This is a genomic window from Proteus hauseri (genome assembly GCF_040139125.1).
GTDB lineage: Bacteria > Pseudomonadota > Gammaproteobacteria > Enterobacterales > Enterobacteriaceae > Proteus > Proteus hauseri_B.
Genome location: NZ_JBEEUB010000003.1, coordinates 195,890 through 219,464, shown reverse-complemented (window position 1 = coordinate 219,464; position 23,575 = coordinate 195,890). Strand labels below are relative to the sequence as shown.

General features: G+C 38.5%; 22 protein-coding genes. 16 read left to right on the top strand and 6 right to left on the bottom strand.

The features are described from left to right. Positions 1-4 precede the first annotated feature (4 nt). The 4 genes from ABN099_RS06915 to ABN099_RS06900 all read left to right on the top strand — a co-directional run bounded on the left by ABN099_RS06915 (position 5) and on the right by ABN099_RS06900 (position 4,102). On the top strand, positions 5-625 hold the full coding sequence (locus ABN099_RS06915) for a YfgM family protein (protein ID WP_349462915.1): 621 nt from the start codon (positions 5-7) through the stop codon (positions 623-625). Positions 626-639: 14 nt separating this feature from the next. Further along, positions 640-1,812, top strand: coding sequence for an outer membrane protein assembly factor BamB (gene bamB / locus ABN099_RS06910; protein WP_349462914.1), 1,173 nt, complete (start codon positions 640-642; stop codon positions 1,810-1,812). Positions 1,813-1,933: 121 nt separating this feature from the next. Beyond that, positions 1,934-3,424 (top strand): ribosome biogenesis GTPase Der, encoded by a 1,491-nt coding sequence (der, locus tag ABN099_RS06905; RefSeq protein ID WP_349462913.1) that lies wholly within the window; start codon positions 1,934-1,936, stop codon positions 3,422-3,424. Between the two features lie 108 nt (positions 3,425-3,532). After that, positions 3,533-4,102, top strand: coding sequence for a hypothetical protein (locus ABN099_RS06900; RefSeq protein ID WP_349462912.1), 570 nt, complete (start codon positions 3,533-3,535; stop codon positions 4,100-4,102). 61 nt (positions 4,103-4,163) lie between these two features. On the opposite strand, the gene hemF is transcribed toward ABN099_RS06900, so the two are convergent. Then, positions 4,164-5,072 (bottom strand): oxygen-dependent coproporphyrinogen oxidase, encoded by a 909-nt coding sequence (hemF, locus tag ABN099_RS06895; protein ID WP_349462911.1) that lies wholly within the window; start codon positions 5,070-5,072, stop codon positions 4,164-4,166. A gap of 133 nt (positions 5,073-5,205) precedes the next feature. On the opposite strand from hemF, the gene ABN099_RS06890 reads away from it, so the two are divergent. From ABN099_RS06890 to cysM, 8 genes are all read left to right on the top strand, one after another. Continuing rightward, a complete protein-coding gene (locus ABN099_RS06890; protein WP_064720550.1) occupies positions 5,206-5,643 on the top strand; it encodes a GNAT family acetyltransferase in 438 nt (145 codons plus the stop codon). A gap of 362 nt (positions 5,644-6,005) precedes the next feature. Then, positions 6,006-6,623 (top strand): RpoE-regulated lipoprotein, encoded by a 618-nt coding sequence (locus tag ABN099_RS06885; RefSeq protein ID WP_349462910.1) that lies wholly within the window; start codon positions 6,006-6,008, stop codon positions 6,621-6,623. Between the two features lie 121 nt (positions 6,624-6,744). Further along, positions 6,745-7,641, top strand: coding sequence for a Dyp-type peroxidase (locus tag ABN099_RS06880; protein ID WP_349462909.1), 897 nt, complete (start codon positions 6,745-6,747; stop codon positions 7,639-7,641). Positions 7,642-7,924: 283 nt separating this feature from the next. Continuing rightward, positions 7,925-8,944, top strand: coding sequence for a thiosulfate ABC transporter substrate-binding protein CysP (cysP, locus tag ABN099_RS06875; protein WP_349462908.1), 1,020 nt, complete (start codon positions 7,925-7,927; stop codon positions 8,942-8,944). After that, complete coding sequence (cysT, locus tag ABN099_RS06870) at positions 8,944-9,777, top strand: sulfate/thiosulfate ABC transporter permease CysT (RefSeq protein WP_349462907.1); 834 nt, start codon at positions 8,944-8,946, stop codon at positions 9,775-9,777. Before cysP ends, cysT begins: the two co-directional genes overlap by 1 nt. Next, positions 9,777-10,631, top strand: coding sequence for a sulfate/thiosulfate ABC transporter permease CysW (gene cysW / locus ABN099_RS06865; RefSeq protein WP_349462906.1), 855 nt, complete (start codon positions 9,777-9,779; stop codon positions 10,629-10,631). Before cysT ends, cysW begins: the two co-directional genes overlap by 1 nt. A gap of 41 nt (positions 10,632-10,672) precedes the next feature. Then, positions 10,673-11,761, top strand: coding sequence for a sulfate/thiosulfate ABC transporter ATP-binding protein CysA (gene cysA / locus ABN099_RS06860; protein ID WP_349462905.1), 1,089 nt, complete (start codon positions 10,673-10,675; stop codon positions 11,759-11,761). A 168-nt stretch (positions 11,762-11,929) separates the two neighbouring features. Further along, positions 11,930-12,814, top strand: coding sequence for a cysteine synthase CysM (cysM, locus tag ABN099_RS06855; protein WP_349462904.1), 885 nt, complete (start codon positions 11,930-11,932; stop codon positions 12,812-12,814). 261 nt (positions 12,815-13,075) lie between these two features. Here the strand turns inward: cysM and crr are convergent, their stop codons facing one another. From crr to cysK, 4 genes are all read right to left on the bottom strand, one after another. After that, the gene (gene crr, locus ABN099_RS06850) at positions 13,076-13,585 is read right to left on the bottom strand and encodes a PTS glucose transporter subunit IIA (RefSeq protein WP_023581647.1); all 510 of its coding nucleotides are present in this window, start codon (positions 13,583-13,585) and stop codon (positions 13,076-13,078) included. Between the two features lie 49 nt (positions 13,586-13,634). After that, positions 13,635-15,362, bottom strand: coding sequence for a phosphoenolpyruvate-protein phosphotransferase PtsI (gene ptsI, locus ABN099_RS06845; RefSeq protein WP_349462903.1), 1,728 nt, complete (start codon positions 15,360-15,362; stop codon positions 13,635-13,637). Positions 15,363-15,495: 133 nt separating this feature from the next. Next, positions 15,496-15,753, bottom strand: coding sequence for a phosphocarrier protein Hpr (gene ptsH, locus ABN099_RS06840; protein WP_064720542.1), 258 nt, complete (start codon positions 15,751-15,753; stop codon positions 15,496-15,498). Between the two features lie 347 nt (positions 15,754-16,100). Then, positions 16,101-17,054, bottom strand: coding sequence for a cysteine synthase A (gene cysK, locus ABN099_RS06835; protein WP_349462902.1), 954 nt, complete (start codon positions 17,052-17,054; stop codon positions 16,101-16,103). Positions 17,055-17,284: 230 nt separating this feature from the next. Here cysK and ABN099_RS06830 point away from each other — a divergent pair, with 230 nt between their 5' ends. Beyond that, positions 17,285-17,824, top strand: a complete 540-nt coding sequence (locus ABN099_RS06830; protein WP_349462901.1) for a hypothetical protein — start codon at positions 17,285-17,287, stop codon at positions 17,822-17,824. 62 nt (positions 17,825-17,886) lie between these two features. Here the strand turns inward: ABN099_RS06830 and cysZ are convergent, their stop codons facing one another. Then, positions 17,887-18,657 (bottom strand): sulfate transporter CysZ, encoded by a 771-nt coding sequence (gene cysZ / locus ABN099_RS06825; protein ID WP_349462900.1) that lies wholly within the window; start codon positions 18,655-18,657, stop codon positions 17,887-17,889. Between the two features lie 223 nt (positions 18,658-18,880). Between cysZ and zipA the strand changes: the two genes are divergently transcribed. The 3 genes from zipA to ABN099_RS06810 all read left to right on the top strand — a co-directional run bounded on the left by zipA (position 18,881) and on the right by ABN099_RS06810 (position 23,419). Continuing rightward, a complete protein-coding gene (zipA, locus tag ABN099_RS06820) occupies positions 18,881-19,918 on the top strand; it encodes a cell division protein ZipA (RefSeq protein WP_349462899.1) in 1,038 nt (345 codons plus the stop codon). 60 nt (positions 19,919-19,978) lie between these two features. Continuing rightward, positions 19,979-22,006, top strand: a complete 2,028-nt coding sequence (gene ligA, locus ABN099_RS06815) for an NAD-dependent DNA ligase LigA (protein ID WP_349462898.1) — start codon at positions 19,979-19,981, stop codon at positions 22,004-22,006. Positions 22,007-22,234: 228 nt separating this feature from the next. Continuing rightward, positions 22,235-23,419 carry a NupC/NupG family nucleoside CNT transporter gene (locus ABN099_RS06810; RefSeq protein WP_349462897.1) on the top strand — a complete coding sequence of 395 codons (1,185 nt, stop codon included), beginning with the start codon at positions 22,235-22,237 and terminating at the stop codon, positions 23,417-23,419. The last annotated feature ends 156 nt before the right edge of the window (positions 23,420-23,575 follow it).

The following is a 23,575-nucleotide window of genomic DNA, read 5'->3' as shown; positions in this document are numbered from 1 at the left end:
ACTTGTGGAAGTTTATAGCTCTGAGAATGAACAAGTTGATGCAATTAAGCAATTCTTCAAAAATTATGGCTTAACTATCGTTTTATCAGTAGTCATTGGCTTTGGTGGGGTATTTGGCTGGAAATATTGGCAGTCACATCAAGTTAATCGCCTGCAAGAAAGTGCTGATGCGTTTGCCACAGTCAATGAAGGCTTAAGCAAAGTAACACCAGAAAGTATCGCAGCAGCGGAAAAGTTTGTTACTGAAACTAACGATATTTATGGTGCATTAGCGGCTTTAGAACTTGCTCAAATTGCTATTGAAGCTAATGACTTAGTGAACGGTGAACGTCACTTAACCGCAGCGTTATCAAAAGTAAAGAATGATGCTTTTGCTGACATGCTTAATCTTCGTTTAGCTCGCGTACAATTGGCATTAGATAAAACAGATGCCGCGTTAGTTTCGCTTGAGCAAGTGAAAAGCAAAGCATGGAATGGAATGAAAAATTATATCCGTGGTGATGTGTTAGCGAAAAAAGGTGATAGTGCAGGTGCAACAGCCGCATATCAAACAGCATTAACTGATGAAAATGCAGGTGCTATTCGCTCACTGGTTGAACTTAAACTCAATAATTTATCCAATTAAAGGGATCTTCAGACATGCAACTGCGTAAAACTCTCCTGGTTGGTCTACTAGCATCTGCTTTATTGGCAGGTTGTTCTAGTGAACAGGATAATGTGACAATGTCTCCATTACCTGAGGTGCAGAGCCAATTTACACCAACGGTTGTTTGGGACAAGTCAGTTGGAAATGGTATTGGTAAATACTATTCCCATTTGTCACCAGCATGGGATGGCTCAGTTGTGTATGTCGCTGATCGCCATGGTTTAGTGAAAGCATTAGAACTTGATACAGGTAAAGAGATCTGGTCACAAGATCTCTCAACTAAAACAGGCTTCCTTTCTTCTAATGAATCAGCGCTGCTTTCAGGTGGCTTAACGGTTTCTGGGACTCGCATTTTTGTGGGAACAGAAAAAGCTAAAGTTTATGCACTTAGTACTGACGATGGCTCAATTGATTGGGAATCTGATGTGGCAGGGGAAGCTATTTCTCGTCCAGTTGTCAGTGATGGATTAGTTCTTATTCATACTAGTAACGGTATGCTTCAAGGGCTTGATCTACTCAGTGGTGAAATTACATGGACAGTTAACTTAGATACACCATCACTATCAGTTCGTGGTGAGTCTGCACCTGCAGTTGCTTATGGCGCTGCTATTGTTGGTGCAGATAATGGCCGTGTAAGTGCGGTTGTGTTATCTCAAGGTCAGCTAATTTGGCAACAAAATATCTCGCAGGTAAAAGGCTCGACAGAAATCAGCCGTTTAAATGATGTTGATATCACACCTGTTATTGATGAAAATACTGTTTATGCAATGGCATACAATGGTAATTTAGTTAGCTTAGATATGCGTTCAGGTCAGATTTTATGGAAGCGTGATTTAGGCTCAGTTAATGATATGGTACTTTTAGGTGATAATATTTACCTTGTTGACCAAAACGACCGAGTTTTATCTGTTCGTAAATCTGATGGTGTGACATTATGGACACAAGAAGATTTGCTGCATCGTAATTTAACAGCGCCAGCAATTTTTGATGGTTATTTAGTTGTTGGCGATGCAGAAGGTTATCTTCACTGGATTGATACCAGCACAGGAAAATTTATTGCACAAAATGCAGTAAATAGCGCTGGTCTACTCAGTCGCCCTCAAGTTGCAAAAGATAAACTAATGATCCAAGCGCGTGATGGTAAGCTTTATCTTTATAGTCGGTAATTTATTGCAGACTAACCTATTTATTTTACGGCTCCTTTAAAGGAGCCGTTTCGTCTTTTTAGTATTTACATGTAAAATACAATCATAGATTTATAATTGTATTTTTATGAGGCATCAAAGAATGATACCCGTTATTGCCTTAGTAGGGCGCCCTAATGTGGGAAAATCCACATTATTTAATCGACTAACACGCACAAGAGACGCATTAGTTGCTGACTTTCCTGGATTAACTCGCGACCGTAAATATGGGCGCGCAGAGTTAGAAGGGGAAGAATTTATTATTATTGATACTGGTGGTATTGATGGTGCAGAAGAGGGTGTTGAAACCCATATGGCATCACAATCATTACAGGCTATTCAAGAAGCTGATATTGTTCTCTTCTTAGTTGATGCGCGTGCAGGTTTAATGCCAGCAGATCAGGGCATTGCTAAACATCTTCGTGGTGTTGAGAAAAAAACATATTTAGTGGCGAATAAAACCGATGGTATCGATACCGATACTGCACTTGCTGATTTCTATTCTTTAGGTTTAGGTGAAATTTTCCCTATTGCTGCTTCTCATGGTCGTGGTGTTGCACAACTTATTGAACAAGCACTATTGCCTATTACAGGTAAAGTGGTTGAAGAAGAAAAAGAGCTTACTGAAGAAGAAGAAAATGCCGCTTATTGGGCAGCGTTAGAAGCAGAACAAGAAGAGCAAGAGTTAGAAGATGAAGAAGATGATTTCGACCCTTCAACGTTACCTGTAAAACTTGCAATAGTTGGTCGTCCTAATGTAGGTAAATCCACATTAACTAACCGTATGTTAGGTGAAGATCGTGTGGTTGTTTACGATATGCCAGGCACCACTCGCGATAGCATCTATATCCCAATGCAGCGTGATGAGAAAGAATATATTCTTATTGACACTGCCGGTGTGCGTAAGCGCGGCAAAGTTAAAGAAACGGTTGAAAAATTCTCTGTTATTAAAACACTGCAAGCAATTGAAGATTGTAATGTTGCATTGCTAGTTGTTGATGCAAGAGAAGGTATCTCAGATCAAGATCTCTCTTTATTAGGCTATATCCTTAATGCAGGACGCTCATTAGTTATCGCTGTTAATAAATGGGATGGCATGACACAAGAAGACCGTGATCAAGTAAAAGATATGCTTGATCTTAAATTAGGTTTTGTTGATTTTGCTCGTGTTCACTTTATTTCAGCTCTACATGGTAGTGGTGTTGGTAACTTATTTGAGTCAATCCAAGAAGCTTACGTTTGTGCTACGCGTCGCGTAGGGACTTCCATGCTTACTCGTATCATGAAAATGGCAGAAGATGACCATCAGCCACCAATGCTTCGTGGACGACGTGTGAAAATGAAATATGCGCACGCTGGCGGTTATAACCCACCTGTCGTGGTTATTCATGGTAATCAGGTTTCTGATTTACCAGATAGCTATAAGCGCTATTTGATGAACTACTTCCGTCGTACACTGAAAGTGATGGGTACGCCAATCCGTATTCAATTTAAAGAGGGTGAAAACCCATATGCGGATAAGAAAAACAAGCTAACAGTATCTCAAATGCGTAAACGTAAACGTTTATTATCACATTTGAAAAAATCTAAATAATATCGTTAGCGACCTGTATTAAATATAAAAAGCCACATTAACGTGTGGTTTTTTTTGAATAAAAATTGAGATATTTAATAAATGTTTTTTGACTCTTAGGAAATTGATATGCTGAGAATACTACTTCTTTCTACTTTACTGTTTTATCATGGCACTGCATTCAGTAGTGAAACACCAGCAGATTTTTCTATTGGACTTGTTTCAAATGAAGAAGAGGGGCTTTTCTTATATACGGATAAAGCTAACTTGGCAAGTCAGTCTGTATATACCTGTTTTAATGATCCGATAGATGAAAATAACAATCGCTGTTTATCATTAAACGGTGAAGATTTTACCATTAGCGATAAACATAATGTGGTTTATGATTCTATTGACGATAAAACAACTTACACATTTATTTATAATAAAAAACTGACTCAGCTTGAACAGTTTAGAGATGAGTTATCGATATCGGCTATTTATCACAATAATCCTAATCAAAAAGATACGGTTAAAATCACTGGTGCATTAAATCAATCTGAAATTATTTTCAATAGTAGCAAAGTGAATATTACCAACTGCTATAGTTCGGAAGGTATTCATATTTATGATAAAAATAATATAAATAAATTCCATTTATATTATTACTTGGGGTTTGATGTTATCTCTGATTGTCCTGATGAGTTATTTGAAGAGTAAAATAAAGCCACAATTAGGCATTGCGCCTATGTGGCTTTATCTTTAATTACCTAGAGGTTTTTTATACCCACTCTTTTTGAATCAGAAAGTCAGTATATAACTTTGCTTCAGGTGAATTAGGTTCTGGAGTATGACTATATTCCCAGCGCACTAATGGTGGCATCGACATTAAAATAGATTCAGTACGACCCCCACTTTGTAAGCCAAATAACGTACCTCTATCCCACACTAAATTAAATTCAACATAGCGACCACGGCGATAAAGCTGGAATTGACGCTCACGTTCACCCCATGGCATTGTTTTGCGTTTTTCTACAATGGGTAAATAAGCATCAAGGTAACCAAGTCCAACTTGCTGTACAAAGTCAAAACAGTGATCGAAATTTGGCGTGTTTAGATCATCAAAGAACAGACCACCAACGCCACGTGGTTCATTACGGTGTTTAAGATAAAAATAGTCATCACACCATTTTTTATAGCGAGAATAATAGTCGTCTCCAAAAGGTGAGCAAATGGATTTGGCAACTTTATGCCAAAGGATAACATCTTCTTCAAATCCATAATAAGGTGTTAAATCGAAGCCGCCACCAAACCACCATACGGGATCTTCTCCCTCTTTTTCAGCGATAAAAAAGCGCACATTGGCATGAGAGGTTGGAATATAAGGATTAAGTGGATGAATAACTAATGAAACACCCATTGCTTGAAAACTACGACCACTCAACTCAGGGCGGTGTGCCGTTGCTGACTTGGGTAAATTATCACCATAGACATGTGAAAAGTTAACGCCTGCTTGCTCAAAAATAGCACCATTAGTGAGTACTCGAGTACGACCACCACCACCTTCTTTTCTCTCCCAATTATCTTGCTGAAATGTTGCTTTTTTATCGGCAGACTCAATAGCCTGGCAAATAGTATCTTGCAGAGATAGAAAAAATTCTTTAACGCGATGAATATCAGGTAAACTCATAATAACCTACAATTTTTATCATATTTATTAAAAATAAAGCTTTATATTCTCTATGTTCTCATTTTCAAGTTGATTCATAAACCAAACAAGCGATAATAAATTAAGATTTATGTGACAGATAACAGGCAAAAACATGGAAATACGACTATTTCGCCAAGATGACTTTGAGGCAATCATTACACTTTGGGAGCGTTGTGATTTAATTTCACCCGATAACGATCCTGAAATTGATATTGAAAGAAAAATTAATCACTCACCTGATCTCTTTTTAATTGCTGAAGTTGCAGGGGAAATAGTAGGAAGCGTGATGGGTGGATATGATGGTCACCGAGGTTCTTTATATTATTTAGGTGTTCATCCTGATTTTCGTGGTAGAGGCATAGCTAATGCATTAATTTCTCGCCTTGAAAAGAAACTGATTGCTAAAGGTTGTCCTCAAATTACCTTAGTTATTCCAGAAGAAAATGATGCCACCATTTTTATGTTTGAAAAATTGCTGTATGAAGATCAAAACCAAGAAAGCACGACATATACCAAACGTTTAATTGTCGACCAAGATTTTGACCTTTAATGCAAGACTTTGACCTTTAAGATTGTTGCTAAAGTCCCTTATTGATTAGCGGGACTTTATGCGCTCTTCTCTCATTTTATTAAATCCCATCTATTTGTATTTTCAGTGTTTATTCTATTCGTCGCTATGATGATCATTAATGCTCTATTAATTCTTTCTGACTTACTGTTTTGGGGATATTAGACGATTTGGAACAAAAAGAGTTATAGGCGGTCGTAATTAGGCTCTCTTTTTCATCTGATAATCGTTGATTAAGTTTGCCTGTATTTTGTTATGCTGATTTATCGCTTAGCTATTAATCATTATCGCGGTGATATTAGTTTTATTTTAATGTGTTACGAGAAAGTTTAACGGAGAGCGTTATGATGCCTAAATTTTGGTTACCCTTGTGCTTAAGTACAAGTGTTCTATTACTAAGTGGCTGTTCATCCATGGGTGGAATGTCTTTTTCTGCACTAAATCCAATAAATTGGTTTTCTAGCGATAATCTCGTAGTTTCAGCCGATGGCTTAGGAAATATTACAGATTCAACGAAAGTAACGGAAAGTGAAATAAAGAAAGAGTTAGGAAATCGTTATCATTATCGTCAAGGTATGGAGATGCAAAATGGCGATATTATGGTGATTTTGCAAGGACTTGAAGATAGTAAAGTTCAAGTGGCTTTTTATGGCAAAGAAAACGGCACTGTTGATAAGATAGAGATCTCTGATCCTAAAGTAGAAACGGCTTGGGGAACGACAATAGGTACACCATTTAAAGATATTTATAAAAAAGCATTTGGTGCATGTAGTAAAGGGCAGCAAATTGACGAACAAAAAACTATTCTATGTCAGTCAGAACAAGCTAAGTCAATTAGCTATGTTTTTAGTGGCAAATGGGATGGCCCTGATGGATTAATGCCGCCAGACACAGCATTAACTGATTGGAAACTAATACAAATTATTTGGCAGAAAAAAGCAGTACCAAGATATTCGTTATAAAAAAGTCTGAATTTACAAAAGAGAGCAGCTGAAGTTTGTTAAAAGGCAAATCTTAGAAAATAAATATTAGATATAATAAGACATTATTCTGAGCGTTTTGATTATCGATTAGGGAAGCAATATGTCTCATGCACAAAGCGGCATTTTAGTCGCACATAGTAAATTTGGTCTTTTTATTGAAGCAATGGTTGTCGGTGATTTAGATCTTCTGCGTCAAGGATGTCAGAAATTTATGCAATCACTCAGCGATTTACAAAAACAATTTCCTGATGCTTCATTGGGTGCTGTGATTGCATTTGGTTCAGATCTGTGGAAAAAATTATCAGATGAAAATAGTGCACCAGAGTTAAAACCTTTTCGCCCATTAGGTAAAGGGTTGGCTCCTGCAACACAACGTGATTTTTTTATTCATATTCAATCAATGCGTCATGATGTGAACTTTACACTCGCTCAAGCCGCACTTGCTGCATTTGGTGATGTGATTAACGTTGAAGAAGAAATTCACGGTTTCCGTTGGACTGAAGAGCGTGATCTTAGTGGTTTTATTGATGGTACAGAAAACCCACAAGATGACGAGCGTTATGGTGTTGCACTAATTAATGACGGTGTTGATGCAGGTGGTAGTTATGTATTAGTTCAACGCTATGAACATAACCTGAAAAAATGGGCTCGCTTTAGCGAATCTGAGCAAGAGAAAATGATTGGACGCACTAAAAAAGATAGCGTTGAATTAGATGAATCAGAGCGTAATATAACCTCTCATGTTTCTCGCGTTGTGATTGAAGAAGAGGGCGAAGAACTTGCAATATTACGTCATAGCCTACCTTATGGTACTGCAAGCGGAAAACATGGGCTCTATTTCTTAGCCTATTGTGGTCGTCTATATAATATCGAACAACAGTTACTGAGTATGTTTGGTGAGTTAGATGGTAAACATGACGATTTACTTCGAATGAGTAAACCGGTCAGTGGTAGTTACTATTTTGCTCCTTCATATGAAGTATTAAAGGCGCTGTAAGGCTGTAAGTATTACGCGTTATAAAAGAGAGTTAATTGCAATGAACGCCAGTCTTATAAATAAGCTGGCGTTTTTTTATCGGTAAATTCTTTGATTGTCGTTTTCTTGCACTGAATTCTTTTCAAGTTAATTTCAAATGACGTTGTTGGGATTCATTAGCATGACTTTTATTCGTTTTTAATAACTAGTGGTTATATCAAATAACAAAAGCTAACTACACTGTTATAAATAAAGCCTATAGAGTAACCATCAGAACAAAACATACAATGATGGGTAACTTTTAATGAAGAAAAACACAATAAGAACTATTGCATTACAGGCAACCGCAGCATTGTCTTTGGTTGTTAGTAGTTATGTAGGCGCGGCGCAATTACTTAATAGCTCTTACGATATCGCAAGAGAGCTATTCACAGAACTTAATAACGATTTTAAAACACAATGGGATGCTCAACATCCTGATGATAAAATTACTATCAAACAGTCTCATGCTGGCTCATCTAAGCAGGCTCTGGCGATACTGCAAGGCTTACCTGCGGATGTCGTGACGTATAACCAAGTGACAGATGTGCAAATTTTGCATGATAAAGGCAACTTAATACCTGCTAATTGGCAACAACGATTACCCAATAACAGCTCACCTTATTACTCCACCATGGCTTACCTTGTGCGTAAAGGAAATCCTAAAAATATTACTTCATGGGAAGATTTAACCCGTGATGATGTCAAAGTAGTTTTCCCAAACCCTAAAACATCAGGTAATGGACGTTATACCTATTTAGCCGCATGGGGGGCTTTTGAAAAAGTGTATGGCAATGATGAAAAGACCCGTGAAGCGATGACCAAATTTCTCAAAAATGTTGCGGTATTTGATACCGGAGGTCGTGGTGCCACAACCACTTTTATCGAGCGTGGCTTAGGGGATGTCTTAATTAGCTTTGAGTCAGAAGTTAATAATATTCGAAAACAATATGGTGAAGATGATTACCAAGTTATTGTGCCTCCTGTTGATATTTTAGCTGAATTCCCAGTCGCTTGGGTTGACAAAAATATTCAACGTAATGGTTCTGAAGAGGCAGCAAAAGCTTATCTTAACTATCTTTATAGCCCTAAAGCCCAAGAAATTATTACGCAGTTTAATTATCGCGTAAACGATAAGAGCGTAATGACACAAAAAGCCGCGCAGTTTCCTGCAACCACACTCTTTACTATCGAGGAAGTATTTGGCGATTGGAGTAATGTGATGAAAACACATTTTTCAACCGATGGCACGCTTGATGAGCTGTTAGCTCAAGGACACAGATAATGTTTGCCACAACCAGTAAGCGAGTATTACCAGGATTTGGGCTAAGTTTAGGTGGCACACTATTTTATACCTGCTTGATCCTTTTATTACCTATGAGTGCGCTGGTTGTGCAGTTATCTGATATGAGTTGGGCGCAATATTGGGCGGTGATTACGCACCCTCAAATAATTGCGGCATATAAAGTCACACTATTAGCCGCTGGTGTTGCAAGTTTATTTAATGCGCTATTTGGTATGCTGCTAGCATGGATCATTACACGTTATAGATTTCCTGGTAGACAACTACTTGATGGTTTAATGGATTTACCTTTTGCCTTACCAACGGCTGTTGCAGGATTAACGCTAGCCACACTTTTTTCGACACAAGGTTGGTATGGCTTCGTATTAGATAAGTTTGATATCAAAGTGATTAATACCTGGATTGGTATTGCAGTGGCGATGTCATTTACTAGTTTGCCTTTTGTCGTAAGAACAGTTCAACCCGTTTTAGAAGAGTTGGGACCTGAATATGAAGAAGCGGCAGAAACCCTTGGCGCTGGTCGCTGGCAAACCTTTCGTAAAGTGGTATTACCTGAATTATCGCCTGCATTATTAGCGGGAACAGCGCTCTCTTTTACACGTAGCTTAGGTGAATTTGGTGCCGTTATTTTTATTGCTGGCAATATTGCATGGCAAACAGAAGTTGTTTCATTGATGATTTTTATTCGATTACAAGAGTTTGATTATCCTGCTGCTAGTGCTGTTGCTTCAGTAATTTTATTGGTTTCTTTAATCTTGCTATTTGCAATTAATGGATTACAAAGCCGCTTTGGGCAACGATTAAGGGGGCATTAATGGCTGATTTAAGGTCAGATATCGCACCACAACGCTCTGTGTATCGAGGTCAAATTAATTGGGTGAAGTGGGGGCTGATCCTCACTGGTATTGTGCTATCCATTTTATTTCTCGTGGTACCGATAGCGTGGATTTTTATGACCGCGTTTTCTAAAGGTATTGAAATTTTCACCCAAAATCTATTCGATAGCGACATGTTGCATGCTGTTTGGTTAACGGTGTTAATTGCACTGATAACTGTACCTATCAATATGCTCTTTGGTGTGAGTATGGCGTGGTTGGTAACCCGGTTTCGTTTTCCTGGACGTCAATTATTAATGACGCTGATTGATATACCCTTCGCTGTATCACCCGTTGTCGCAGGGCTTTTGTATCTTCTTTTTTACGGTAGTAATGGTTGGGCAGGTCAATGGTTAGCCGGTTTTGATATTCAACTAATGTTCTCATGGCAAGGAATGGTATTAGTTACCGTTTTTGTCACTTGTCCTTTTGTCGTCAGAGAGTTAGTCCCCGTGATGATGAGTCAAGGTAGCCAAGAAGATGAAGCCGCAGTGTTATTAGGTGCCAGTGGTTGGAAGATGTTTTGGCGTGTCACATTGCCTAATATTCGCTGGGCACTGTTATATGGCGTGGTATTAACTAATGCTAGAGCGATTGGTGAGTTTGGTGCGGTTTCTGTGGTATCAGGTGCAATTCGCGGTGAAACCTATTCATTACCATTACAAGTTGAATTGTTGCACCAAGATTACAATACAGTAGGTGCATTCACTGCCGCCGCATTATTGGCATTGATGGCAATTTTTACATTAATGATTAAAAGCATATTGCAATGGCATTTAGCGCGTCAGCAATAACATTATTATTATTATCATTAACACATGAGTAGAGGCAAAATATGAGTATTAAAATTAATAATGTCACCAAATATTTTGATCGCACTGAAGTGTTGCATGATATCAGCTTAAATATTGCTTCTGGTGAAATGGTTGCACTGCTTGGTCCTTCAGGCTCCGGGAAAACGACCTTATTGCGCATTATTGCGGGGTTAGAACATCAAACCCAAGGTAATCTCTATTTTCAAGAGCAAGATGTGAGTCGTTTGCATGCCCGTGATAGAAAAGTAGGTTTTGTGTTTCAACATTACGCCCTGTTTCGCCATATGACAGTATTTGACAACATTGCATTTGGTTTAACGGTTTTACCTCGTCGTGAAAGACCAAATAATGAGGTAATCCGTAAAAAGGTTGAGCAATTATTAGAGATGATCCAATTGCCTCATTTGGCACAACGTTATCCTGCTCAACTATCTGGAGGTCAAAAGCAACGAGTGGCATTAGCTAGAGCATTAGCGGTTGAACCACAAATATTATTGCTTGATGAGCCTTTTGGCGCACTTGATGCCAAAGTAAGAACGGAATTGCGTCGCTGGTTACGTGAATTACATGAAGAGCTTAAATTCACTAGCGTATTTGTCACTCACGATCAGCAAGAAGCGATGGAAGTCGCTGATCGTATTGTTATTATGGGAAATGGTAAAATTGAACAAGTTGGTACACCACAAGAAGTATGGCAATCACCAACAAGTCGCTTTGTGCTAGAGTTTTTAGGCGATGTAAATCACTTACAAGGTGAAATCAATGGCGCTCAACTACAAATTGGTGGTTATCATCTTCCATTATCAGTAACACCACTTTATCAAGGTGATATCGATGTGTTTTTACGTTCTTGGGAAGTGACGCTGAATGCTCATGAAAACAGTGTTTGTCGATTACCCGTTAAAGTGATAGAGGCTTCACCTAAAGGGCATTATTGGCAGCTTATCTTGCAGCCTATTGGTTGGGGGGATCTGCCTGTAACTGCGATTTGGAATAATATTGCGACTGTACCTATTAAAGGGGCGACTTACTATATGGGCGGTGCTCAAGCACGTTTATATGCGGGTGATACACCCTTGAATACGGTTTCATTGGCTTATACGGCATAGTTTTATCTATAACCAATAAATTATTTAGCTTATCAATGCCCATGTTAAATGTAGCGTGGGTATTTTTCATTGTGTGGATATTCATCTAATTTCGTTAATGTTATTGCGTTAATAAAGTAAATGTGATTTCTTCATAGATACAGACTAACAAATGATCAGGAACTTACTGTGGCTGGGTTAGAACAATTTATTGGTAATACACCGTTAGTAAAACTACAACGACTGACGCAAGGGTTAGACGCTGAAATCTGGGTTAAGTTAGAAGGTAACAACCCCGCTGGCTCAGTGAAAGATAGAGCTGCGTTGTCAATGATTGAACAAGCGGAATTACGAGGTGAAATCCAGCCTGGTGATACGCTGATTGAGGCTACCAGTGGCAATACGGGTATTGCACTTGCAATGATTGCAGCTGTAAAAGGTTATCGTTTAAAACTCTTAATGCCTGAAAATATGAGTAAAGAGCGTCAAGCTTCAATGCGAGCTTATGGTGCAGAGCTTATTTTAGTTAGCCGTGAAATTGGCATGGAAGGCGCACGTGATTTAGCACAGCAAATGCAAGAGAATTGCGAAGGAAAAGTGCTTGATCAATTTAATAATCCAGATAATTCACGAGCTCATTTTATTTCAACTGGACCTGAAATTTGGCAGCAAACCGCAGGACGTATTACCCATTTCGTTTCAAGTATGGGAACCACAGGAACCATTACTGGTGTTGCGGGTTATTTGAAAACACAATCTGACAGTGTTGAAATTATAGGGCTTCAGCCTGAAGAGAAGAGCCAAATTCCGGGAATACGACGTTGGTCGCCAGCTTATTTACCTAGCATATTTAAAAAAGAGCTGGTGGATAAGGTCATAGATATGTCTCAAAACGAAGCAGAAGAGACCATGCGCCTTTTAGCTACTCAAGAGGGTATATTCTGTGGTGTTAGTTCAGGTGGAGCTGTAGCAGGTGCGTTACGCATTGCAAAAGAAAATCCAGGTGCAGTGATTGTGGCGATTGTTTGTGATAGAGGTGATCGTTATTTATCAACGGGCGTTTACTCGTCATAATTCAAGTTGTAGCGTTGTGGCTACGTTCATTCGCGCTAGTTACAATACTCGTCATACTTCAAGTTGTAGCGTTGTCGACTGCATTCATTCGCACTAGTCACATACTTATGTATGCTCCTAGCGACTTATTCACTTGTCGCCTAGCTACATCTCGAATTATTTAGAGTGTTTTTGGTTTTTGGTTTTTGGTTTTTTGGTTCTTAAATATAAAAAAACCGCCACATTATCGGTGGCGGTTTAAGTAGATAACATCACAAAAGATTATTTTTTAATCTGAATAATAACGGTTTCACCAACAGTAACTGGACCTGTCATTTTGGTTAAACTTTGAATTTCATCCATATTAGAAATAACAACTGGTGTGAGTACAGATTTTGCTTTTTCTTCTAGCACAGCCAGATCAAATTCTAAAATAGTATCGCCAACTTTCACTTGTTGACCTTCTTCAGCGATACGTTTGAATCCTTCACCTTTCAGTTCAACAGTATCAATACCGAAGTGGACAAATAACTCGATACCATTGTCTGATTCAATAGAGAACGCATGGTTAGTCTCGAAAATTTTTCCGATAGTACCATCAACTGGTGCAACAATTTTATTACCAGCAGGTTTGATAGCAATACCGTCACCTACGATTTTTTCAGCGAAAACAACATCAGGAACATCTTCGATATTGACGATTTCACCAGAAAGTGGTGCAACAATATCAATCGTGCCACTGCCTTTCTTTTCCTCTGAAACCAGTGATTTTAATTTATCAAACAGACCCATGAATCTTCTCCTAATTATTTTAGTTGGGACCGGGCTCTGGCTAATGCAATTAGCACAGTGTTTTTTCTTTAGTAAAAGTCTCTACTAAGTCCATTAATTCCTTTGCAGTAGGTTGAGCAAGTGCTTGCTCTGCTAATGCTTTTGCATCATCGAAATTCGCATTGCGAATAATTTTTTTGATGCGAGGAATTGAAATAGCACTCATACTAAACTCATCTAATCCCATGCCTAAAAGCAACAGTGTTGCTCGTTCATCCCCGGCAAGTTCACCACACATTCCAGTCCATTTACCTTCTGCATGTGATGCATCAATGACCTGTTTTATTAGGTTAAGTACTGCAGGTGACATTGGATTATATAGATGAGATATCAGCTCATTTCCACGGTCTACAGCCAGAGTATATTGTGTTAGATCGTTAGTCCCAATACTGAAAAAGTCAACTTCTTTTGCCATGAGGCGTGCCATTACAGCTGCCGCAGGGGTTTCAACCATTACACCAACTTCAATAGATTCATCGAAATTTTTGTTTTCTGCGCGAAGCTGGCTTTTCAGTATTTCAAGTTCTGCTTTCAATGCACGAATCTCTTCAATAGAGATAATCATTGGAAACATAATGCGTAGTTTACCAAAAGCAGATGCTCTTAAGATAGCACGTAATTGTGAATGAAGGATCTCTTTACGGTCAAGACAAATACGAATTGCTCTCCAACCTAAAAATGGGTTCTCTTCTTTTGGTAGGTTCATGTAAGGTAAGTCCTTATCGCCACCAATATCCATAGTGCGGATAATCACAGCTGGACTTCCTACTGCTTGTGCAACTGCTTTATAAGCTTGAAATTGTTCTTCTTCTGTTGGAAATGAATCTCTATCCATAAATAAAAATTCAGTACGATACAGACCAACACCTTCAGCACCATTACGTTCAGCACCTGCAACATCACGAACTGTACCGATATTTGCACAAACTTCGACTTGATGACCATCAAGTGTAATTGCTGGCAAGTCTTTTAATTTTGCCAGTTCATCTTTCTCGTGCAGGTACTCTTCTTTGATAGCTTTAAGTGTATCAAGTTCATCTTCAGATGGATTAATAATAATTTTATTGTTAATTGCATCAAGGACAAGATAATCATCTTTTTTAATAGACTGTGTCGCGTTAGATGTTCCAACAATTGCTGGGATCTCTAAAGAGCGAGCCATAATGGAGGTATGAGAAGTTCTACCACCAAGGTCAGTAATAAAGCCTAATACATTTTCTAAATTGAGTTGTGCAGTTTCAGAAGGGGTGAGATCAGTAGCAACTAAAATCACTTTTTCTGCAATAGCACTTAAATCGATAATTGGCATATCGCAAATATTGCGCATTAGACGTTTGCCAATATCACGAACGTCAGCGGCACGCTCTTTTAGATATTCATCATCTAACGCCTCTAGCGCCATTGCTTGGTCTTCGATAACAGATTGAACCGCGGCTTCTGCGGTTTTCTTTTCACCTTTGATAAGGGTCACAATCTCTTGTTCAAGCTCCTCATCTTCAAGCAACATAATGTGACCTTCAAAAATTTCTGCTTTATCTGCTCCCAGATTTTTTTCAGCACGCGCTTTAATAATTTCTAGTTGTTGCGCTGATTTATTGCGGCCATCTTTAAAGCGTTCAATTTGATTTTCTATTTCATCACTTTGAATTTTACGTTGGCTAATGATAAGAGGTTCTTCTTTTAGAAGTAGAGCCTGACCGAAAGCGATACCTGGTGATGCTAAAATTCCTGAAATCATAATTTATCCTACGACTTGCTGGTGATAATTTTAAAAGAATAGGATCTTGTGACCCTGCTGTTTTAAAATCATCTTTAAATTATCCCCTGAAGGTCATTCAGGGGGTTATACAGTATTAATGGCTAATAAATAATTACTCTAATTCAGCCATTAATTTAACTAAATGTTCAACAGCTTGTTTTTCATCTTCACCTTCAGCAGAGATAGTGACGACAGTGCCTTGAGTTAAACCTAAAGTCTGTAACTTGAATAGGCTTTTAGCACTGGCAGATTTGCCACCAGAGATTAGGCTGATATCAGAAGAAAATGTTTTGGCATCTTTTACTAACTGCGCCGCTGGACGAGTATGTAAGCCGTTTGGTGCTGTAATAGTAACTTCTTGCTGGTACATAGGATTTTTTCCTTTTATAACTCAAGTTTTCACATTAAGTCAGGACTTAGTAAGTGTAGATGAAATTGTCCTGCTTTGCGTTGCAATATCAGATAAGATAAAACCTATCACCTCATCAGATAAAAATTTATCTCAGAAACTAATTTATCTCAGAAAACTAAATGAGCGTTGTTTCGTATTCTCGATTATTTTCTGATTAATTTCGACCTTCGAAATAATTAATTGATTAAATACTAAACTCGAAGGAATAAATCACCTGTCTGCATAGCAAAGTTTGATCTCTACCACAAAAAAAGCACCATATCGGTGCTTTTTTAATAAGTTGTTTACAATTGAGTGTGCTAAATTTAGCTGTCCGCAATGTCAGCAAAAAGTGGTGTACTGAGGTAACGCTCACCAGAAGAGGGTAAAATAACGACGATTTGTTTATCTGCAAATTCAGGTTCTTTTGCCAGTTTCACTGCCGCAGCAATTGCTGCACCAGAAGAGATACCGGCTAAAATTCCTTCTTTAGTCATTAATTCACGAGCCGTTTCAAAAGATTCTTCGTTGGTAATTTGTACAACACGGTCCAGTAATGCTAAATCAAGATTTGCCGGAATAAACCCAGCACCAATACCTTGAATTTTATGTGGACCTGGTTTAATTTCTTCACCGGCTAATGCTTGCGTAATAACAGGAGAACCTGTTGGTTCAACGGCAACCATTGTTACCGCTTTACCTTGTGTTTTTTTCAAATAACGACCAATACCAGTGATAGTACCGCCTGTACCTACGCCCGCAATGACCACATCCACTTTCCCATCAGTATCATTCCAAATTTCAGGACCTGTGGTTTTTTCATGAATTTCAGGATTTGCTGGGTTACTAAATTGCTGTAACAGCAGATAACGTGTTGGATCGCTATCACGAATTTCATTTGCTTTATCAATAGCGCCTTTCATGCCTTTAGCGCCTTCAGTTAATACTAAATTAGCACCTAATGCTTTAAGTAGCTTACGACGCTCAACACTCATTGTATCAGGCATTGTTAGGGTTAGTTTATAGCCACGAGCCGCAGCAACATAGGCAAGCGCAATTCCTGTATTACCACTTGTTGGCTCAACAAGTTCAACACCTTGTTTCAGGATACCTTTTTTCTCTGCATCCCAAATCATGTTTGCACCGATGCGGCATTTCACACTAAAGCTTGGGTTACGAGATTCTACTTTAGCCAAAATATTGCCATTTCCGAAATGTTTTAAACGGATAAGTGGGGTATGGCCAATGGTTTGCGAGTTATCTTCGAAAATTTTGCTCATTTTAATCCTCGGTACATCATTTTTATAAGGTCAGATGAAATTACCATACGCCATCAAGCAAAAGATGGAAATAAGCTTTATGAATATCCTTATAACTATTTCTGCCTTTTATTCCAAAAAAATCTAATCAATACATAGTGAGAAGTTTCACATATCAATTATTGTGATGAATGTTATTCTGATAAATAGGAAAAATGATTGATTTGTTTATTATAAACACTGAGGTAACCATGGAAACGATAGATGAGTTAATTGCGGTACTAGAGCAGGCAGTTCCTGAATTAGACGCCCAAGCATTACGTGAAAATATACCTGAATCAGATGCTCAAGAAGATGTGCTAAATTGGTTATATGAGTCGCTTTCAGCTCAAGGATTAATGGATTACGTTGAATGGACAGAATACTTTGGTGAAATACCAGAATTAAAATCTTTAGAACAGATCTCTCTTTCAGAATCACCTAGTGCACTAATTTTATCGCAAGTTGAAAATATAGAGTGGGCTGAAGTGAGTGCTGATCCCTATATGTTGCCTTATGAGCTACCCTATTTGGAGCACATCAACCACTTTTTAACTGAGAAAGGCTTACGATTAGTTGATCTTACGCCACTTGAAAATGGTTATATTTTCTGTATTCATGATGATGAAGAGCTTATTGAGAAGCTAAATTCTGTGTTAAATATCTTTGAAATGGGGATCAATGAACGTGAACCTATGGATAAATCACAGACATTGGAATATATCGATTCGCTTATTAATTCTGGCGAATAAGAAAATAGGGCTCCTATTAAGGAGCCCTATTTAAAGGTCTAAAAGTTTAAAGTCTAAAAAATTTACCACTGACCTTTCTCAACATGTTGATTGCGATAACGATCAACCCACATCGCGGTTGCTCCACAAATAGCCACAGGCATGATGACTAAATTTAAAATAGGTATCATGGTAAAAATATTGATTACAAAACCAAATTGTAGATTATTCCATTTATCATTTTTTAAAGATGATTTCATCGCAGCAAATGATATTTTGTGATTATCAAATGGAAAATCGTTATATTGAATAGCCATCATCCAAGCACCAAACACCAGCCATAAAATAGGCGCGACAGTTTGACCTACCACCGGAATAAAATAGAGTAATAACAACACAATAGCGCGTGGTAAATAATACGCGATTTTGGTTAACTCTCGTTTTAAAATACGCGGTACATCTTTCATAACACCCATCATACCGGTATCCGGTGCTGTGATACCCGTTATTTGACCTTCAAGTTTTTCAGCCAATAAACCATTAAAAGGTGAAGCGATAATGTTCGCTATGGTGCTAAAAAAGTAGGTAAAGACCAATAAAATAAAAATAACGGAGAGTGGCCAAATTAGATAGCTTAACCACTGTAGCCAATCAGGCACTTTTTCCATCATCCAGTTGACCATGTCACCAATTTGACCATACAACCACCAAAAAGCGCTACCGAGAATAATAATATTGGCAAGTAAAGGTAAGATAACAAAACGTTTTAGCCCTGGACGTGTAATTAAACGCCAACCAAGAGCAAAATAGTGAAATCCATTTAAATTTTTAGTCGTTTCTGTCATATTTGTCATACTTCCTATTCTCTCCTATGAGTGCAAGCTAGTATCATATAGAGAGATAATCAGCCTTACTAGTCACTAATTGTCTAAAAAACGCGCATAAGAGATTGAAGAGTGTGTCTTTGTGACAAGAAAATTAAGTATTGGCTTGCACTTATAAGCATTGGCAAATACTCTTAGTAAAAAGTAATATTTGCCAACGTGGCTATTAAACCTCAAGACAACAGAGATAGAAATGATGCAGCAAAATTTGCGTCTGATATTAATCGTTGTTGGTGCGATTTTAATCATAGCTTTGTTATTACACGGCTTATGGATTGGTCGAAAAGAGCGTTCCAAGCTTTTCCGTAATCGCCCAGTAAAACGTCAGAAACAGAATTATCAGTCAGATGAGAACGATGACGAGCCACAATATGAGGCTAGCCATCAGACATCCTCTTTATCAGCTTCTGAAAAAGAAGAGAATGTACCGCCGATAAAAGCGGAGAGTATATTCGAACCTGAAATTTCAGATGTCGGTAAAGATCCACTATTGTCTGGATCCCCAACACATGGGCATTCTAACGATACATCATCACAACAAGAACCTAATCTTGGTGTTTTTGATGTTATTGAAAAAGAAAATGTTACTGTTGTTAAGGATGAGTCAAGAGAAGCAGCAACAGTTAATGTTGAAGAGAAAGCACTTTTTTCTCATGCAGCTCATGCCAGCCATATTGCTGAATCTGATAATTCATTATCAAATAACGCAATGAATGCTGATATTACTCATTCAGAGACTAGCGCTTATGTTGACAATCAACCTGAAGAGTCTGAGGCTGAAAACAGAGCCGCTGCACATCCTCCGGCTGAAAAAGAGTTGGTCTTGGTGCTAAATGTGAGTGCTCATCATGGGCAAGTGTTAGATGGCGAAGTACTTATGCAAAGCATTATTCAAACCGGGTTCCAGTTTGGTGCTATGAATATTTTCCATCGCCATTTAAATCCATCAGGTAATGGTCCTGTTTTATTTAGTTTAGCGAATATGGTTAAACCAGGCACATTCGACATAGAGACAATGGCGGAATTAACCACGCCGGGTGTATCAATGTTTATGATGGTGCCATCTTATGGTGATGCTAACCAAAACTTCAAATTGATGTTGCAAGCCGCTCAGCGGATTGCTTCTGATGTGGGTGGTGTTGTGCTCGATGATGAGCGCAAGCTACTTACACCACAAAAAATCGAGCTTTATAAGTCTAGAATACGTAGGACACTAGATTTAAATCAGTAACTTTTGTTTGCAAAAAAAGCCCCCGCTTGCGGGGGTTTTTCTTCTTTGGTGATATAACTCATGAATAAAAATATCCAACAACGTATTGATAAACTTCGCGCTACCTTACGTCACCATGAATATCTCTACCATGTCATGGATGCGCCTGAAATTCCTGATGCTGAATACGATCGCTTAATGAATGAGCTAAAAGCATTAGAAATTGAACACCCTTCATTAATTACGCCTGATTCACCAACTCAACGAGTAGGTGCGCTGCCTCTAACGGCATTTGAACAAGTCAGACATGAAATACCGATGCTCTCTTTAGACAATGCCTTCGATGAAACAACTTATTTGGCATTTGATAAACGTGTACGTGATCGTCTAAAAAATAGTGAAGAAATCACGTTCTGTTGTGAGCTAAAACTCGATGGTTTAGCGGTAAGTTTGCTGTATGAAAATGGTGTATTAGTTCAAGCTGCAACGAGGGGAGATGGCACAACTGGCGAAAATATCACTGAAAACGTGAGAACGATTAAGGCTATTCCTCTGCGATTATATGGCGATAATATTCCTGTTCGTATTGAAATTCGTGGCGAAGTCTTTATGACAGAAAAGGGCTTCGAACATTTAAACGAAGAAGCAAGACGTACTGGCGGCAAAGTATTTGCTAATCCTCGTAATGCCGCAGCAGGTTCATTGCGTCAATTAGATCCTAGAATTACAGCAAAACGACCTCTTACTTTCTTCTGTTATGGTGTTGGTGTGCTTGATGGTGGTGATTTACCTGCAAGCCATTATGCGCGTTTACAGCAGTTTAAAAAATGGGGATTACCCGTTAGTGATGCCGTAAAACTCTGCACGGGTAGCAAGGCTGTTTTAGCATTTTACCAGCACGTTGAAGAAATTCGTCCTAACCTCGGTTTTGATATCGATGGTGTTGTTATTAAGGTTGATGATATTGCCTTGCAGGAAGAGTTAGGTTTTGTATCAAGAGCACCACGTTGGGCGATAGCTTATAAATTTCAAGCTCAAGAACAAATAACTGTCATAAAAGATGTCGAATTCCAAGTTGGTCGTACTGGCGCTATAACGCCTGTTGCTCGCCTAGAACCTGTACAAGTTGCTGGTGTAATTGTCAGTAATGCTACGCTCCATAATGCGGACGAAATTGAACGCTTAGGGCTTCGTATTGGCGATACCGTTGTTATTCGTCGTGCAGGTGATGTTATTCCACAAGTTGTTAGTGTGATTGAAGAAAAACGCCCTGAAGATGCTCAGGAAATTGTTTTTCCTACTCAATGTCCAATTTGTCAATCAGATGTTGAACGCATAGAAGGTGAGGCTGTTGCACGTTGTACTGGTGGCTTGATTTGTGGTGCACAACGTAAAGAAGCACTAAAACATTTTGTGTCACGTCGTGCAATGGATGTTGATGGCATGGGCGATAAAATCATCGACCAACTTGTTGAAAAAGAGTATGTGCAAACACCTGCTGATCTATTCCGTTTAGATGAAAAAATCTTAGCTGGTTTAGAGCGTATGGGTGAGAAATCAGCAGCAAAACTGATTAATGCTTTAGAACAAGCAAAATCCACTACGTTTGCGCGTTTTATCTATGCACTCGGTATTCGAGAAGTGGGAGAAGCGACGGCAAGTAGTTTAACAACACATTTTTTGACACTCGACGCACTTCGTCATGCAGATATTGAAGCTTTAAAAACAGTGCCTGATGTCGGTGATATTGTTGCCAAACATGTTGTGAATTTTTTCCAAGAAGAACACAACAAAACAGTTATTGATCAATTAATTAATGACGCAGGAATAACATGGGCGGCGCCTGTTATTGTGACTCATGAAACCGGTGATAATCCTTTTGCTGGTAAAACAGTGGTACTAACCGGATCACTTTCACAATTAACTCGTGATGAAGCGAAAGACAGACTTGTTGCACTAGGCGCAAAAGTCAGCGGCAGTGTTTCTAAAAAGACGGATATGGTGATTGCAGGGGAAGCGGCGGGCTCTAAATTAGTGAAAGCTAACGAGTTAGGTATTGCCGTAATTGATGAAGACGAAATGATAAGATTACTTGATCTATCGAAATAACCGCACTAGTATCTACGCAGTGTTACTGAGAAAGACTCTCAGTAACACTTCTTACTTAAGCTAAATTTACAATTCACAAATCTTCAAATACCTATAAAGTGTGATCAACCTATCTTATTTAATAAATAGTGTGTATGTGGTTTCATGATATTGTGACAATAGTCACATCCTAATGTTACGCGTTACATAAAATGCTCCTCAAGATTTGTTTTTATTTTTGGAGCATGCATGTCCTCTATCATTCACTTCGTTTTAGCACTTGCCGTTATCGGCGCATTAGCATTCATTGCGAGTAACAACCGCAAAGGGATCCGTGTGCGTTATATCGTGCAGTTATTAGTAATCGAATTAGCATTAGCATGGTTCTTCCTCAACTCTGATGTTGGTGAAGGCTTTGTTCGTGGATTCGCTGGATTATTTGATCACTTACTAGGTTATGCCGCACAAGGTACTGAATTCGTATTCGGTGGCATGATGAAAGGTGGTTTAGCATTCTTCTTCTTGAATGTTTTATGTCCAATTATCTTTATTTCTGCATTGATTGGTATTCTTCAACATATCAAAGTATTACCTTTCGTGATCCGCATTATCGGTACTGTGCTGTCCAAAGTGAACGGTATGGGAAAATTAGAATCTTTCAACGCCGTGAGTTCATTAGTTCTTGGTCAATCAGAGAACTTTATTGCCTATAAAGATGTATTGGGCAAAATGTCTCAACGTCGTATGTACACCATGGCTGCAACTGCAATGTCGACTGTATCAATGTCGATTGTTGGTGCATACATGACAATGTTAGATCCAAAATATGTTGTTGCTGCTCTAGTACTGAATATGTTCAGTACATTTATCGTACTTTCTGTAATTAACCCATATTCAGTAGAGAATGAAGAAGAAATTCAAATGGGTAACCTACATGAAGGTCAAAGCTTCTTTGAAATGTTAGGTGAATACATCTTAGCAGGTTTCAAAGTAGCACTAATCGTGGCTGCTATGTTGATTGGTTTTATCGCGTTAATCGCGGCAGTTAACGCCATCTTCAGCATGATTTTTGGTATCAGCTTCCAAGATTGTTTAGGTTACGTTTTCTATCCATTAGCATGGGTTATTGGTGTACCTGAGCAAGATGCTCTGCGTGTTGGTAGTATCATGGCAACTAAATTAGTTTCTAACGAATTCGTTGCAATGGGTAGCTTACAAGATGTTGCTGCTCAATTAACACCACGCTCTGTAGGTATTCTGTCTGTATTCTTAGTTTCATTTGCTAACTTCTCTTCTATTGGGATTGTTGCAGGTGCGATTAAAGGCTTGAACGAAATGCAAGGTAACGTCGTTTCTCGCTTTGGTCTGAAATTACTGTTCGGTTCAACATTAGTTAGCTTCTTATCAGCAGCTATCGCAGGTCTGTTTGTTTAATTAGAATCTAAATTAGATAAATAGCATGTGAATTAAATAACAATGTAAATCGCGTAACTTGTAAAGCAAGTAACAAAAAATAAAAGCAGCGCTTAGGGGCTGCTTTTTTTATTGTAAAATTACCTTATAATCGAATCTATGCTTATGGAAAAAAGT